Origin of the sequence: Embleya scabrispora DSM 41855 (assembly GCF_000372745.1) — a bacterium.
Classification (GTDB): Bacteria; Actinomycetota; Actinomycetes; order Streptomycetales; family Streptomycetaceae; genus Embleya; species Embleya scabrispora.
The window spans coordinates 53,989-67,529 of the sequence record NZ_KB889681.1 but is presented as its reverse complement, the minus strand read 5'-3'; the positions used below and the strand labels follow the sequence as shown (position 1 = coordinate 67,529).

Here is a 13,541-nt window from a genome sequence, read left to right as displayed (position 1 = left end):
GAGAGCGGGCGGGCGGGTCGGGCGCGTGAGCGGGGGCGAAGGGGTCAGGCGGGACGGTGCACGGGCGGGATGGGATCGGGTCCGGCCGGACAGCGGGCGGGCGGGACGGGCGGACGTGCGGGTCGGGCGCGAGCGGGCCGGCGGGCGGGTGGTCGGTCGGGTGCGTGGGCGAGAGAGAGGGAGGGCGGGTCGGGAGTGCGGGCGGGTGGCTCGGCGCGTGCGTCCGGAATCAAGGGATTGGTCGAGTCGAGCGGGCGAGCGGCTCCGGCGGCCGTGTGCCGGCAGCGCCACCGCGGCACCCGACCCGTGCCGTGGTCGCGCCGAGACGAGCGTTTCGGGGGGCGGGCGGACGCACAGGCGGGACGGGAGAGGGGACGGGTCGGATCGGGGTGGGAGAGCGGGTAGGGGGTCGGCCGGACGGGATGGAGTGGGTCGAGCGCGGCGGGAGAGCGGTCGGGTCGAGTGCGCGGGTTGAGCGCTCCGGGCGAGTGGTCGGGACGAACGTCGTCGGGTGAGGCGAGCGGGCGAGCGAGTCCGGCGGGCGGGTGGGGCGGGAGAGCGAACGGGACGGGCGGGCGGTGGGAGGGTGGGCCGCGGGGTGGGTAAGGGGTCGGATCATGTGAGTAGTAGGGCCATGCCGACTGTTGTGCCGATGAGGACGACCAGCGTGCGGAGTACCGGTGCGGGTACTCGGCGGCCGAGTAGTGCGCCCAGTCGGCCGCCCGCCACCGAGCCGAGGGCGAGCAGCAGCACCGGTGTCCAGGCCACGTCGGCGGTGAGCGCGAACAGCACCGCCGCCACCAGGTTGACCAGTGCCTGGAGCAGGTTCTTCAGCCCGTTGAGCAGGTTCAGGTCCTCGTCGAGTACGGTGGCGAGCAGCGCGAGCAAAAGCACGCCCTGCGCGGCGCCGAAGTAGCCGCCGTACACGCTGACCGTGAACACCGCCGCGAGCAGCGTCGGGCCGACGCCGGTGCCGCGCCCGGGTACCGCGCGCCGCTCGCGACGCACGCGCAGCCGGCGCGACAACCACGGTTGCGCGGCCATCAGCAGCGCGGCGAGCAGCACCAGGACCGGCACCACCGCGCGGAAGGCGCCCGGCGGCAGGCCGAGCAGGAGCAGACCGCCGCTCGCGCCGCCGAGCACGGCGGCGATCGACAGCGGGAGCAACCGGGCGGACTGCGCGGCCAGTTCGAGCCGATATCCGAGCGCGCCGCTGATCGAGCCGGGGGTGAGTCCGATCGTGTTGGACACGTTGGCCACCACCGGCGGATAGCCCAGCGCGAGCAGGACGGGGAAGGTCAGCAACGAGCCGGAACCCACCACGGTGTTGACCGTGCCCGCGCCGAGGCCCGCCACGAGCACGAGCAGGGCCTCGGCGGGATTCATGCCGAACTGCCGGGCAGCAGGGTGACCTTGCCGAACGCGGCGCCGCTCGCCAACCGGCGGTGTGCCTCGGCCGCATCCGCGAGCGGGTAGGTCGTGTCCGGGACCGGGACCAGGGCACGATCGAGGCAGAAGTCGACCATCGTGGCGAAGTCCGCCGCCCCGCAGGAGCCTGCGCCCAGCAGCGTGATCCCGGTGTGAAAGGCGTGCGGCAGGTCGAACGTCGCCGCGGTGCCGGTGGTGTCGCCGCAGAAGACCAGCCGGCCGCGCGGGCGCAGCGCGTGCAGCGACGCCTGGAACAGTGCCGGGCCGACGTGGTCGAATACCAGGTCGACGCCGGCCCCGCCGGTCGCCGCCCGGGCCAGGGTGACCAGATCCGAGGTGCCGGTGTCGATCAGCACGTCGGCGCCCAACTCGGCCATCCGGTCCAATTTGGCCCGCGAGCCGGACGTGACCACCACCCGCGCGCCCAGCGCCCGGGCCAGTTGTACCGCCGCGATGCTGATCCCGCTGCCCGCGCCGTGCACCATCAGCGTCTCGCCGGCCCGCAGGCCGCCGCGCACGACCAGGCCCTGCCAGGCCATGCCGTACGCGGTGGGCAGACTCGCCGCGGCGACGTGGTCCAGCCCGGCCGGGATCGGGTGGGTGCGGTCGGCGGGTACCACCATCAACTCGGCATACCCGCCGGGCCGGTTGCCGCCGACCACGCGCAGCCCCCCGCACCACGCGTCGTCGCCCGACCGGCAGGCGGCGCACCGCCCGCAGTGCAGCGCCGGGTTGACCAACACCCGGTCGCCGACCCGGCGTTCGCACACCCCCGGGCCAAGGGCGAGCACGTCGCCCGCGACGTCCATGCCGGGCACGTGCGGGAGGGTGAAGTTCGGCAGCAGGCCGGGGCCGCGCCGCTGGAGCAGGTCGAGCCGGTTCACCGCGGCGGCGCGCACCGCGATCAGCACCTCCCCGGGGCCCGGTTCGGGATCGGGCAGCGACACCGGCTCCAGGATCTCCGGACCGCCGTGGCCCCGGTGCAGTACGGCCCTCACACGATCCCCCGTACGAAAGGTGCGCCCAGAGCGGCCGGTTGGCGGTGCGTCTTGGCCAGGAACATCATCGTGAGCAGCGCCAACAGATAGGGCGCGGCGATCAGCAGTTGCGAGTTCAGGTGTACGCCCAGCGCGGGCAGCGCCAGGCGCATCGCATCGGCCGCGCCGAACACCAGGCAGCCGGCCATCGTGCCGCGCAGCGTCCAGCCGCCGAAGATCACCGCGGCGATCACCACGAAGCCGCGGCCGGCGGTCATGTTCTGGTTGAACGCGCCGACTTCGCCGACCGCGAGGTAGGCGCCGCCCAGTCCGGCCAGCACGCCGCACAGGAGCACGCTCTGCCGGCGTCGGCGCCGTACGTCGATCCCGGTCACGTCGGCCGACTGGGGGTTCTCCCCGGCTGCGCGCAGTTCCAGGCCGAACCGGCTGCGCTGGACCAGCCACCACACCAGCGGGATCACGCCCACCAGCAGGTAGGCGGGCCAGCGGTGGGCGAACAGCACCGGGCCGAGCAGCGGAAGGTCGGACAGGACGGGGATGTTCAGCGCGTCGACCTGATGTCCGGTCAAGTCGACCGAGTCGAGCAGGAAGCTGGTCAGGCCGAGCACGAGCGCGTTCAGGGCCAGCCCGACCACGTAGGTGTTGACCGACAGACGGTGGCTGAACTGGGCGTGCACGAACCCGATGACCAGCCCGGCGAGCATGCCGAAGACCAGGCCGAAGGACGCGGATCCGGTCAACGAGGCGCCCCACACGGCGTTGAACGCGCCGCCGAGCATCATCGCCTCGACCGAGATGTTGATCGTTCCGGCCCGTTCGGCGATGTACTCGCCGCAGGCCGCGAAGGCCAGCGGCACGGTGAGTCGGACCGAACTGGCCAGGACCATGGCAAGGTCGTCGATCATGTCAACCTCCTGGTCTCAGGCGCCTGCGGTACGCCGGCGGCGCACCTCGGCGTAGGCGGCGGGAAAGACCGTGGCCAGCACCAGGAGCGCGGTGACCACGGCGACGATGTAGCGCGGTACGCCGGTCGCGGACAGGAATCCGCCGCCCGCGCGCAGCGCCCCGAAGAACAGCGCGACGGGCACGGCCAGCATCGGCTTGTCCCGGGCCACCAGCGCCACCAACAGGCCGTCGAAGCCGACGTTGTCGGCGAAGCCGTCCTGCATGCGGTGGCCGCTGCCGGTGAGCATCACGCCGCCCGCGAGGCCGGCGAACGCGCCCGAGGCGAGCAGCGCGCCGCCGCCGATCAGCACCGCGCCGACGCCGGCCCGGTGTGCGGCCTTGGGGTTGAGTCCGAGCATCCGCACCCGAAAGCCCAGCCTGCTGCGCACCAGTACCACCGAGGTGCCCACGGCGAGCACGAGCGCGATGAAGATGCCCGCGCCGATGTTGAAGTCGGGGTACTCGCCGATTCGAGGCAGCCACACCGACTCGGCCAGCATGTCCGTCTGCGACGTGGTGACCTGGCCGGCCACCGCCTTCTCGCGCAGCAGCGACGGCGAGTTGACCGCGTATGACACGGCCTGATTGGCGACGAAGATCAGGAGCAGGGTGCTGATCACCACCGCGACGCCGCGCCAGTAGAAGAGCAGCGCCGCGATGGCCGCCCACAGGGCGCCGCCGACGGCGGCGCCGAGCAGGGCCAGGATCAGGACCAGCGGGCCGGGGCCCGGAGTGAACAGGGCGATCGCGGCGCCCACGCTCGCGCCGACCAGGAGTTGGCCCTCCTGGCCGATGTTGAAGATGCCCGCGCGGGCGGCGATCACCGAGCCGATCGCGACCAGGAGCAGTGGTGCGGCCTGGTCGATGCTCTGCCCGATGGCCGCGCCGTCGGCCAGGCTGCCGTCGTACATCGCGCTCGCGGCGTCCCAGGGGGATTGGCCGACCAGCGCGATGAGCAGGCCGGCCAGGACGAGCGCGGTGGACAGCGACGCCGCGTACAGCAGCGGGGTGCCCAGGTCGGCGAGCCGGGGTCGGCGGCGCGGATCGGCCGGCGGCGCGGCGACGGCCGGTGCGCGTTCGGATATCAGGGTTGGGGTCATGCCGCCTGACCTCCCATCAACAGGCCCAGTCGCTCGGTGTCGACGTCGGCGCGGTCCATCTCGCCGACGACGGCGCCTCGGTGGATGACCGCGACGCGGTGCGAGAGGGTGAGGATCTCGCCCAGTTCGGTGGACAGCAGCAACACCGCGATGCCGGATCGGGCCGCGGCGTGCAGCCGCTCGGTCATGTACTCGATCGCGCCGATGTCCAGTCCCCGGGTCGGCTGGGCGGCGACCAACACCTTCGGCTGGGCCGCCAGTTCGCGGGCCAGCACCACCTTTTGCTGGTTGCCGCCGGACAGTTGCCGCATCGGGGTGTCCGGCGAGGGGGTGGCGATCTCGAACTCTTCGATCAGCTGCCGGGCCCGGGCCGCCATCCGGCGCCGGCTGAGCAGTCCTTTGCTGGTCACCGAGGACAGGTCCGCGAGGACCAGGTTCTCCGCGACACTCATGTCCAGCACGCAACCGGACACGTGTCGGTCCTCGGGCACGATGCCGACTCCGGCGGCGTGCATCGCGCCGGGCCGGCCGGCGACCACGGGCGCGCCGCACACCTCCACCCGGCCGGCGCTGAGCGGGAGCAGGCTGGAGAGCAGATCGCCCAGCGCCGCCTGGCCGTTGCCCTCTACGCCGGCCAGGCCCAGGATCTCGCCGGCGCGCACCTCCAGGGTCAGTCCGCGCAGCAGCGGACGCCGGTCGGTGGTGCTCGCGTGCGCGTCGCTGATCCGCAGCCGTACCTCGCCGGCCGGCGGCCGGGGATCCGGGGCGGGCGCGGCGGCCGGTTCGCGAACGTCCAGCAGCGCGGTGCCGCCGGTCGGCTCGCCGGTACCGGGTTCGATCAGCGCGTCCAGTGCGCCGACCGCCGATGCGGCGGTCCACTTGGACAGTTCGCGGCCGACCATCTCCCGGGCCAGCGAACGCACATCGGTGTCGGCGGTGGCCCGACGGGCCACCACGCGCCCCTGGCGCATGATGGTGACCCGGTCGGTGGCGTGCACGATCTCGTCCAGCTTGTGGCTGATCAGGATCACCGCCTTGCCCTCGTCGGCGACCACCCGACGCAGCACGGTGAACAGTTCGCGCGACTCCTCCAGGGTGAGCACCGAGGTCGGCTCGTCGAGGATGAGCACGCCCGGGTCCCGGCGCAGGCACTTGACGATCTCGACGCGTTGGCGCTGGCCGGTGGACAGGTCCTCGACGCAGGCGTCGGGGTCCACCTCCAGGCCGTAGCGTCGCCCGACTTCGCGCACCAGCGTCCGGGCTCGGTCCCGGTCCACCCGGCCCCGGTCGCCGAGCACCACGTTCTCCCACACGCTGAGCCGGTCCACCAGGCTGAAATGCTGGTGCACCATGGAGATTCCGTGTGCCGCAGCGGCCGACGGGTCGGTGATCGTGGCCGGTTCGCCGCGCAGCAGGATCCGTCCGGTGTCCGGGACGACCAGGCCGAGCAGGATCTTCATCAGGGTGCTCTTGCCCGCGCCGTTCTCGCCGAGCAGGCCGTGGATCTCGCCGGCCTGCACCCGCAGCGAGACGTCCTCACACGCACGCACCGCGCCGAACCGCTTGCCGATGCCGAGCAGTTGCACGATGGGGGCGGAGAGTACGGACGGCGCGGTCGGCTGGTCGTCGCCGGCCCGGGGTCGCGGGTCGGGTGTGGTCACGGCGGTGTCACTTGCCTGCGGCGACGGCCTCATCGACCTTCACCTTCCCGCTGCCGATGTCCTGGATCAGTGCCTTGAGCTGCTGCTCCTGGTCGCCGGTGGGCTTGCAGAGCTTGACCGTGGGCACCGGGTCCTTGCCCAGGTGCCATTCGCGGGCCACGCCCATCCGCAGGGTGCCCTTCTTGAAGTCCTCCAGGGCGCCGGCGAAGTAGGCGCCGGGGCTGAAGATCACCGACACCGCGTACTGCGCGCCGGGCGTCGAGCAGCGGTCGGTGCCGGGGGTGAGCGCCGGTACGCCCTTCTCGTTGGCGAGTTGGGTGACCACGTCGGTGGCGCCGCCGAGGTAGGGGTAGATCACCTTGACGCCCTGGCTGATCTGCGCCTGGGCGGCCTCCTTGGCCTTGCCGGAGTCGTTGAAGTCGCCGGTGAAGGTCTGCACCATCTCGGCGTCCGGAACGACCTTCTTGATGCCGGCCTCGAATGCCTTGGCCACGTCCCGGGCGAACTGGAGGTCGGGGCCGGTGATGTAGCCGGCCTTCTTGCCGCCGTTCTCCTTGAGGATCAGGCCGGCCGCGTAACCGGCCACGTACAGCGATTCGTTGATGTAGTCGAGGGACTGGGTGAACTCGGGGGTCTGGGTGACACCCTGGCCGCCGCTGATGTACCAGGCGATGCCCTTGCACTGCGGTTCCTTGGCCGCGCTGAGCGCGTCCTTGAGCTCGCTGGCGCCGATCGCGATCATGTCGACCTTCTGCCGACACAGGTTGCGGGCCTGCTGGACCGCGTTCGCCGGGTTGATCTTGTCGACCACCACGAGCTTCCACCCGTTGGCGTCGGCATAGCCGTTCGCCTCGTCGACGAAGCTCTGGTAGTAGCCCTTGTCCTTGGTGTCGCCGGGGCTCATCACCCCGATGACGACCTTCTTGTCCTTGTTGACGTCGGGCTCGTTGGCGGGGAGGGTGCCGGCGCCGGGCGCACCGGCCGAGGCGGGCGCCCCGGCGGAGGCGGAAGAGGAGGAGGAGCCACCGCCACAGGCGGTGACCAGCAGTCCCGGTATGATGACCGAGGTTGCGATGACTCGAACCATGTTCTTCATCGGAAGGTCTCCAGACGAATCAGGGCGCGTTGGTTCGACACGGACCGACGGATGCGCGGCGACCCGGATGGGCACGGTGGGCGTGCCGGGTTCGGGTGTGGAGTGCCGCGGCCGGGGTGGATGTCGGTCCGGCGGAGGGACCCGTTCCGGTTGCGCGGGGGTTTCCGGCCCGGAAGCGGGTGGGGGTCGGTGCGCGGCGCCTGCGGCGCGCGACCGTCCGACAGTGGTGCGGTGGTGCGGTGGTGCGGAGTTGCCGAAGTGCGATCCCGCGACGATGCGAAATCGTGGGACGGGGCTGAGCGTCAGCCGTTGCGGTATTCGTCGCGTGGCGGGGTGAAGATGTCCAGGATCCAGGTCTCGCCGTGCTCGGGGTCGCCGATGAACAGGCTGTCCCCGTGGTCGCAGCCCTTGGGTGCCCAGTAGACGTCGCCCGGGCCGAGCACCTGCCGCTCGTCCGAGTCGATCCGGAAGTCCAGCCTGCCCTTGAGCACCATGCCGTACTGCTCGTGCTCGGGATGGTCGTCGTAGGGGGTGGGTCCGCAACCCTCGCGGATCCGCCACAGGGTCAGCATCATTTCGTCGCCGGTGTAGACCCGGCGCCGGAATCCCGGCTTGACCTCGACGAACTCGCTGTCGTCGAAGGCCCACACGCGTTGTACGTCGCTCATGTCACGGCCGTCCTCTCCGGTTGATTCGCGCAATGGTTCCTCGGGCGGGCCGGCCTTCGCGCCGACCGCGCTAGAACATCCGGGCGGTCATCTGCCGCTCCACCTCGCCGAGATGGTCGGCGGCGGCGCGCGCGGCGGCGTCGGGGATGCCGGCCGCGACCGCCTCGGCGATGCCGCGATGCGAGCGGCAGGACTCGGCGATCACCTGGCGGACCGCCTCGGCGTTGCCCTCGGCGTCGAGGAGCGAGGCGAAGTCGCCGGACGCGAATACCGCGTCGAGCACCTTCGCGTACAGCTCGCGCAGCGTGGTGTTGCCACACGCGCGGGCCAGCGCCGCATGGAAGCGGCGGTCCTGGCGGCGGAACGCCTCCAGGGTCATCTGCGGGTCGAAGCCGGCCGCGAGTTCGCCGATCTCGGCCCGCTCGTCGGGCGCGGCGCGGATGGCGGCGAGGCGGGCGATGGCCACCTCGGTGACCTGGCGTACCTCGAACAGTTCCGAGACGCGCAGCTTGCGGCCGTCGTCCGCGTCGAAGGACACCCCGGGCAGTCGCTCGGCGACATAGAACCGGTTGCCGCGCTTGACCAGGCAACCGATCGAGACCAGTCCCTGGATCGCCTCGCGCACCGAGGTGCGGGCCACCCCGAACTGCTCGCACAGGGTACGTTCCGGGGGAAGTTGCGCGCCCGGGCGCAGTTCGCCTTCGCGCACGCTCGCCAGGAGTGCGTCGCGGACCTCCTCGGAGATCGTGCGGCGCGCGACCTTGGCGAACCGGACCCGGTCCCCCGGTACCCGCAGGGGCACTACGCGTCCGCCAGGGACGCGAAACGCTCGCGTTCCGCGTCCAGGTCCAGCGGCCGGATGATCGCCTCGTGTTCCTCGGCGCCCCAATACGCGGCCGGGACCAGCCACATGACCTCGAACTCGAGGCCGTCGGGATCCTTGGCGTACAGGCTCTTGTTCGCGCCGTGGTCGCTCGCGCCGATCAACGCGCCCGCCGCGGACAGGCGTTCGCGGGCCTCGGCCAGCGCGTCGAGCGTGGGCACCTCCCACGCGATGTGGTACATGCCCACGGTGCGTCGGCCGGCCTGCGAGTCGCCCGCCTCGGCACCGATCGTGAAGAACGCGATGTCGTGGTGGTTCTGTGACGCGGGTGCCCGCATGAAGACGTAGCTGCCGGGCGGGCCGTCGATGACGGTGATGAAGTCCAGCACCTCGTTGTAGAACCGGGCGGTCCGGTGTGCGTCGCGCACGTACAGCACCGCGTGGTTCATCCCGGTAACGGCCACGATCGGGCCTCCTCAGGGTGTGGGTCAGGCTGTTGGTCTGACAATCAGAAGGTATGAAGCTCGGTCAGGTGTGGTCATTGGTCCCCCAGCACAACCCCACGCTTCACCCGCTGTGCACCTGGACGTTCACCGCCTTGGTACGGGTGTACGCGTCCACGCCGGTCCTGGCGAACCCACTGGCCCGACGCGGCTCGCCGCGCCCGCCGTTCATGTCCGGCGCGAAATGGCAGTTCACGTTGACCTCGCCGCAGTCCAGCGCGTCCGAGAAGCGGAAGGCGCGCTCGATGTCGCGGGTGAACACCGTACCGTTGAGGCCGTACTGCGTCCCGTTCGCCAACGCGAGCGCCTCGGCCTCGTCGCGGAAGGGCATCGCGGCCAGCACCGGCCCGAACACCTCCTGCTGCTCCACCTCGCAACCGCGCCGCACCCGGCCGAGCACGGTCGGCGCGACGTAGGTCGGCAGGAGTCCGTCGGGAAGACCCGGTTTGCCCACCACGGAGGCGTCACCGGCGTCCAGTGCCCGGCTCACGAAACCGCGGACCCGGTCCGCGTGCCGCTCGTTGATCAAGGGCCCGATGAAGGTGTCCGGGTGCAGCGCGTCGCCCACCGGCAGCGTGGCCGCCGCGGCCGCGACCGCCTCCACCACCTGGTCGTACACCGACTCCTCGACCAGCAGCCGACTGCCCGCGACGCACACCTCGCCCATGTTCACGAACGCGGCCATCATCGCCCAGCCCACCGCCTGGTCCAGGTCGGCGTCGGCGAACACCACGACCGGCGACTTGCCGCCCAGCTCCAGATGTACCGGGGTCAGGTTGCGCGCGGCGGCGGCCAGCACGTGTCGGCCGGTCTCGGTGCCGCCGGTCAGGCTGATCAGGTCGAACCGCTTGTCGGTGATCAGCCGTTCACCGACCGTCGAGCCCGGGCCCAGCACGATGTTCAACACCCCCGCCGGCAGCCCGGCGGCGGTCAGGATCCGGCCCAGTTCGACCAGTGTCAGCACCGCGTCCACCGGCGGCTTGGCCACGATCGAGCAGCCGGCCGCGAGCGCCGAGGCGATCCGCTGGCTGCCCGTCATCAGCGGCCCGTTCCACGGCAACAACTCGGCCACCACGCCGGCCGGCTCGCGCAGCCGCAGGGTCAGCAGGTCCGGGCCGCCGCCGGGCAGCAGCTCCGGTGGGAAGGACGAGCGCCGCACGTCGCCGTGAGCGGTGCGGCAGATCGCCGCGGCGTAGGAGAAGGCGTTGGCCGCCTCGTACACGTCGTTCGTCAGCGCTCCGGAGATCGCCTTCCCGGTGTCCAACGCCTCCAGCGCGGCCAGCCGGCCGGCGTCCGCGCGGATCGCCGCGGCCGCCGCCTCCAGCACCTCGGCCTTGCGCGGGCCCGGCATGCGCTGCCACACCTTGCCGTCGAAGCTGGAACGCGCGGCGGTGATCGCCGCCTCGACCTCGGCGTCGCTCGCCGCCAGGTAGGAGGCGGGTTGCCCACCCGTCGAGGGGTCGAACACCGGTCGCGGCTCGCCGTCGAACGACTCGCGCCCGTCGATGAGCTGCGGATACGGCTCCGAGCGCAGCCACTCGGCGCGGATGCGCGGCTCGCTGCTGGTGGTGTCGGACATGCGGCAACTCCCTGGACGCGGCGGACGGGCCTTCGAGCCGTACACGCCGTGCCGGACGCCGCAACCTGGTAAGCCTCGCCCGACACGGCACCGGTTCAGGTTTGCCCTCGTCGCCCTGTGCTCGCATTGTGTCCCCGGCATGTACTGGGCCCACTTGATTGTGCTCCCGGCCACGATGCCTGCGGGCGATGCCGGGCCTAGTGTCCCCAGACATGGTGAGTTCGCAGGTGAGAGCAACGTGAGCGGCGCCGGGCCGACACGGCCCGACCTGTTGGTCGTGGGCGGTGACGTGGTCACCATGAACGCGCGCCGCGAGGTACTGCTGGGCGGCACCGTCGCGGTGGCGGGCGAGCGCATCCTCGCCGTCGGCGCCACCGGCGAGCTGCGCGCCCGCTGGCCGGGCACACCCGAGTGGGACGCGAGCGACTGCGTCGTCACGCCGGGCATGGTCAACGCGCACCTGCATCAGACCGGCGACCCGCTGGCCCGCGCCCGAATACCGGACGACCTGCCGCCGGGCGCCTCCGTCGATACCTGGGCGGTGCCGCTGCACGCGGCGCACCGACCCGACGACGACGAACTGTCCGCGCTGCTCGCCGGCGTGGAGAGCGTGCGCAACGGCGTCACCACGATCATCGAGGCCGGCACCGTGGCCCACCCGCACCGGGTGGCCGCCGCAATGAGCGAGGTCGGGGTACGCGGCGGCATCGGCGCGTGGGGCTGGGACGTGCCCGGCGCACCCTTCGCCGCACCGGCCGCCGAGGTGCTGGACCGGCTCGCCGAACTGGTCGCCGCCTACCCGGCCGGCGGGTCGGTCGAGGGCTGGGTCACCCTGGTCGGGCACGGCCTGGCCTCGGACGAACTGCTGTCCGGCGCGGCCGACCTGGCCCGCGCCACCGGCGCGCGGATGACGATGCACCTGTCCCCCTCGGGCGCCGACCCCGACGACTACCTGCGCCGCACCGGGCGCCGACCCGTGCTGCACCTGGCCGAGTTGGGAGTGCTGGGCCCGCACCTGTTGCTGGCGCACGCGGTGTGGCTCGACGACGCCGAGGTCGAGGCGTTGTTGGCGGACCGTACCGCGGTCGCCTACTGCCCGTGGGCGTATCTGCGGCTGGGCCAGGGCGTGACACAGGCCGGGCGGCACGCCGAGTTGTCGCGCCGCGGCGGCCGGCTCGCGCTGGGCACCGACGCGGGCAACGCATCCGACTCGGCCGACCTGCTGCGCACCGCGGCGCTCGCGGTGGGCCTGGCCAAGGACATGGCGATCGACCCCACCGGTCCCGGCGCCGCCGAGGCACTGGAGTGGGCCACCATCGGCGGCGCCGAGGCGGTCGGCATGGCCGATCGCATCGGCTCGCTCGAACCCGGCAAGTACGCCGATCTGGTGGTGCACGACGCCACCGGCCCGCAGTGGACCCCGCGCGGCGACATCGCCCAACAACTGGTGTGGTCCTCGGACGGCCGCTCGGTGCGCGACGTGCTGATCGGCGGCCGGGTCGTGGTCCGCGACCACACGTGCGTGACCGTGGACGAGCGGGCCCTGCGTACCTTCGCCGCCCGCGCCTCGACCACCCTGCTCGCCCGGGCCGGCGTACCGCTGCGCTCGCGCTGGCCGACGCTGCCCGCCCACTGAGTCGCTCACCCGGTCGCGCGCCGCCGACTTCGCCGACCGCCGCGTCCCGCTTCCCACAGTTTTTCGCCTACCGAGGAGCCCCACATGCGAGTTGCCGTAGTCACCGCCCCCGAACAGGTCGATCTGCGCGAGGAGCCGGTTCCCGAGGTCGGGCCCGAGGACGTGCTCGTGCGGGTCGGCCGTACCGGCCTGTGCACCATGGAGCGCCGGCTCTACCTGGGCACCAAGCCGATCTACCCGGTCGCCCCCGGCCACGAGGTCGCCGGCGAGGTGGTCGCGGTCGGCAGCGCCGTCGCCGGGCTGCCCGGGGTCGCGGCCGTCGGCGAGACGGTCACCATCGACCTGCTCACCCGCTGCGGCACCTGCACCTCGTGTCGACGCGGGCGCAGCGCGCTGTGCAAACGACCTCAGGGCGGCGCGCTGGCCGACGGCACCATCTCGATGGGCGCCGGTTTCGCCGAGTTCGTCAAGGTCAAGGCGCTCCAGGCGTTCCGCACCGGCGCCGCACCGATCGCGCACGCCGCGATGGGCGAGCCGCTGGCGTGCGTCGCGCACTCGGCCCGACTCGGCGGGTTGCGGGCCGGTGACCGGGTCGCGGTGATCGGCGCCGGCTACATGGGCCGCCTGCACCTGGCCCTGGCCCGGTTCAAGGGCGCCGAGTCGGTCGGCCTGATCGACATCAGCGACGAGCGGCTCGCCGAGGCCCGCGCGGCCGGCGCCGACTGGACGAGCACCCCGGAGGACGCCGCCGGCACCGGCGGGAAGCAGGACGTCGTCTTCGTCACCGCCGGCGCCCCCGGCGCCCTGGAGAGCGCACTGTCGCTGTGTGACGACGGCGGCACCGTCGTGCTGTTCGGCGCCTTCCCCAAGGACGTCCTGGCCGGTGTCGGGCCGGACCACGTGCACCACCACGAGTTGAGCATCGTCGGCGTGTACAGCCAGGAGCCGCAGGACTGGACCGAGGCCGCCGCGATCATCGCCTCCGGGCGCCTGGCCGCCGACCTGGACGCACTGGTCACCGCGACCTACCCGCTCGGCGAGGTCGACGCCGCCTTCCGGCTGGCGGCCAAGTCGCCGGTCTACCGCGTCCTCGTGGGCGGTTGA

At 72.4% G+C, this 13,541-nt stretch carries 12 protein-coding genes; 2 read left to right on the top strand and 10 right to left on the bottom strand.

Annotated features, from left to right (window positions below):
* Positions 1-615: 615 nt before the first annotated feature.
* The 10 genes from A3IC_RS0129820 to A3IC_RS57300 all read right to left on the bottom strand — a co-directional run bounded on the left by A3IC_RS0129820 (position 616) and on the right by A3IC_RS57300 (position 10,801).
* Positions 616-1,386 (bottom strand): sulfite exporter TauE/SafE family protein, encoded by a 771-nt coding sequence (locus A3IC_RS0129820; RefSeq protein WP_020553741.1) that lies wholly within the window; start codon positions 1,384-1,386, stop codon positions 616-618.
* Entirely contained in the window at positions 1,383-2,426 is a 1,044-nt protein-coding gene (locus A3IC_RS0129815; RefSeq protein WP_020553740.1) for a zinc-binding dehydrogenase, read from the bottom strand. The genes A3IC_RS0129820 and A3IC_RS0129815 overlap by 4 nt, the downstream gene beginning before the upstream one ends.
* The gene (locus A3IC_RS0129810; RefSeq protein ID WP_020553739.1) at positions 2,423-3,331 is read right to left on the bottom strand and encodes an ABC transporter permease; all 909 of its coding nucleotides are present in this window, start codon (positions 3,329-3,331) and stop codon (positions 2,423-2,425) included. The genes A3IC_RS0129815 and A3IC_RS0129810 overlap by 4 nt, the downstream gene beginning before the upstream one ends.
* A 15-nt stretch (positions 3,332-3,346) precedes the next feature.
* Positions 3,347-4,471: an ABC transporter permease gene (locus tag A3IC_RS0129805; RefSeq protein WP_020553738.1), complete on the bottom strand. Its 1,125-nt coding sequence runs from the start codon at positions 4,469-4,471 to the stop codon at positions 3,347-3,349.
* Positions 4,468-6,132, bottom strand: a complete 1,665-nt coding sequence (locus A3IC_RS0129800; protein WP_020553737.1) for an ABC transporter ATP-binding protein — start codon at positions 6,130-6,132, stop codon at positions 4,468-4,470. The genes A3IC_RS0129805 and A3IC_RS0129800 overlap by 4 nt, the downstream gene beginning before the upstream one ends.
* 7 nt (positions 6,133-6,139) lie before the next feature.
* Positions 6,140-7,219 carry a BMP family ABC transporter substrate-binding protein gene (locus A3IC_RS0129795; protein ID WP_106669045.1) on the bottom strand — a complete coding sequence of 360 codons (1,080 nt, stop codon included), beginning with the start codon at positions 7,217-7,219 and terminating at the stop codon, positions 6,140-6,142.
* A gap of 311 nt (positions 7,220-7,530) precedes the next feature.
* Positions 7,531-7,896, bottom strand: coding sequence for a cupin domain-containing protein (locus A3IC_RS0129790; RefSeq protein WP_020553735.1), 366 nt, complete (start codon positions 7,894-7,896; stop codon positions 7,531-7,533).
* Positions 7,897-7,966: 70 nt separating this feature from the next.
* The gene (locus A3IC_RS57305) at positions 7,967-8,698 is read right to left on the bottom strand and encodes a FadR/GntR family transcriptional regulator (protein WP_020553734.1); all 732 of its coding nucleotides are present in this window, start codon (positions 8,696-8,698) and stop codon (positions 7,967-7,969) included.
* Entirely contained in the window at positions 8,698-9,183 is a 486-nt protein-coding gene (locus A3IC_RS0129780) for a VOC family protein (RefSeq protein WP_026218896.1), read from the bottom strand. The genes A3IC_RS57305 and A3IC_RS0129780 overlap by 1 nt, the downstream gene beginning before the upstream one ends.
* A gap of 103 nt (positions 9,184-9,286) precedes the next feature.
* The gene (locus A3IC_RS57300; protein ID WP_020553732.1) at positions 9,287-10,801 is read right to left on the bottom strand and encodes an aldehyde dehydrogenase family protein; all 1,515 of its coding nucleotides are present in this window, start codon (positions 10,799-10,801) and stop codon (positions 9,287-9,289) included.
* 238 nt (positions 10,802-11,039) lie between these two features.
* On the opposite strand from A3IC_RS57300, the gene A3IC_RS0129770 reads away from it, so the two are divergent.
* Positions 11,040-12,437: an amidohydrolase family protein gene (locus A3IC_RS0129770; protein ID WP_020553731.1), complete on the top strand. Its 1,398-nt coding sequence runs from the start codon at positions 11,040-11,042 to the stop codon at positions 12,435-12,437.
* 84 nt (positions 12,438-12,521) lie between these two features.
* The gene (locus A3IC_RS0129765) at positions 12,522-13,541 is read left to right on the top strand and encodes a zinc-dependent alcohol dehydrogenase (RefSeq protein ID WP_020553730.1); all 1,020 of its coding nucleotides are present in this window, start codon (positions 12,522-12,524) and stop codon (positions 13,539-13,541) included.